Source organism: Oleiphilus sp. HI0061 (assembly GCF_001635675.1).
Genome location: NZ_LWFE01000012.1, coordinates 1 through 1612 on the forward strand (window position 1 = coordinate 1; position 1612 = coordinate 1612).

Consider the following 1612-nt stretch of genomic DNA (forward strand, 5'->3'; position numbering starts at 1 on the left):
TGTGAGATACGGTAAAGCCAGGGATGCCGCCAAATCGATTAACCCTTGTTCGTCCGCCTTAATATCAATGCTTGCGATGCCGCTAATCTGTGAAAGCTCTAAACCCTTTTCCACAAGGCATTGTTCTAGCAAGGCACGAAGTTCTGACTCAGGGCAATGCCGCTCGCAGCCCATGCCCACGATGTAGATTGGTTTCAAATACGGATCCGCCGTCGTTAAGACCAAGCTTGCACTGAGTACTTCCGAAATAATTCGCCCAAACTCATTCGCGCCACCTTCATGCCCGGACAGCAAGGGAATAACAAATTCGCCACGTTCATCCAGAACGAGGACGGGCGGGTCTTCATGTTTGTTCACCATTACCGGCGCGAGTGTTCGCATGACAATGCCTGTGGCACAGATTAAAATCTGTCGTTCGCCGGCGCGAAATGAGTCTTGCACCGTTTGCGCAAAGGGTTGCGGTTTAAACGACACCTCGACTTCATTCGTAAGCGCAGTTGAATCGGTTCTAATTGCGCTTGCTAAGCGTTCTGCCAAACAGCGCCCGGCTTCGGTTAACGCGAAAATTCTAATCACGACTTCTCTCCTCTGAGCTACGATCTGCCGATGGTAAAACCACAAACAAAGAAAAATACGGCCCTTGCTCTGGAGATAATTGAGTTATATCGCTCACAATCTTCTGATTATCTCGGCCGATATATTCAAGATACGTGGCGTCGGCTAATCTTCCCGTTCGCTCAAGCAATGCCAATATTCTTGGGCGGGCCTGCCCTGCTTTCATGATCACCACACTATCGTGCTCGCTAAGGGCTCGCTCTATTTGCGAATCCTGATGACGGCCACTGACCACAACAAACGATTCTTTTAACATTGTAAGCGGTTGCATCATCGCGCTGGCAGCAGCATTCACAGACGAAATACCTGGGATCACCTGACAGGGGTAGTCATCCTGAAGCCGCTCAAGTAAGTAGGCAAACGAGCCGAAAAATAAGGGGTCGCCTTCACACAAAAACGCCACATCCTGCCCCGCATCAAGCGCCGCTTTTATCCGAACAGCGCCACTGTCGTAAGCGTGATTCGCTAAGGTACGATCCTTCGACATCGGCATCTCGATCACGACATCCTCAAGAACATTAAGACCCTGATCCGCCGCTCTCTCTTCACGTTCTGTCAGCGCGTTTCTTGCAATCATTTTCGCTTGTGAGCTACCGGTTTCACCACTGAGATAGCTGATCACTGGCGCGTTCTGGATTACTTTGAATGCCTTCATCGTTAGTAAGTCAGGATCACCCGGCCCAACGCCAACACCATAAAAGGCGCCGAGCTTATTCTGATTGACCTGCTGCTGGTTAGACATGATCCAAGGCCTCATTCGTTGCTGTCTTTTCTACTTTCACAAACTTATAAAGTGTGACGGGTAGTTGTGGTTTGTAATACAACTCACCCGCCAGCGTTTCGCCGCGACTAACGGCCAGCTCAAATGTTTCGACATGGCTTGTTTCATCGCTGAACCGAGATTGGTAAAACTGATAAAGTTGTTGGCGCGTTTGTTCGGTCACGGCACTGGCGACGACCATCCCACGCTCTGGTAGTTGCTCCCAGGCTAGATTTA

2 protein-coding genes and 1 pseudogene are annotated in these 1612 nt (G+C 50.1%); all 3 read right to left on the reverse strand.

The window, feature by feature from the left end; genetic code table 11:
* Positions 1–576, reverse strand: a 576-nt coding sequence (locus A3735_RS00250; protein ID WP_068637331.1) for a cobalamin biosynthesis protein, incomplete at its 3' end; no start/stop codon positions are given.
* Positions 569–1357, reverse strand: coding sequence for a precorrin-2 C(20)-methyltransferase (gene cobI, locus A3735_RS00255; protein WP_068511653.1), 789 nt, complete (start codon positions 1355–1357; stop codon positions 569–571). The genes cobI and A3735_RS00250, both read right to left, overlap by 8 nt.
* Positions 1350–1612, reverse strand: a pseudogene (locus A3735_RS29945) (hypothetical protein); the annotation flags it as partial. The gene cobI and the pseudogene A3735_RS29945, both read right to left, overlap by 8 nt.

What these genes read in the sequence shown, in the direction of transcription:
- cobI (WP_068511653.1), bottom strand. Translation starts at nt 1,357, where the DNA reads ATGTCTAACCAGCAGCAGGTCAATCAGAATAAGCTCGGCGCCTTTTAT.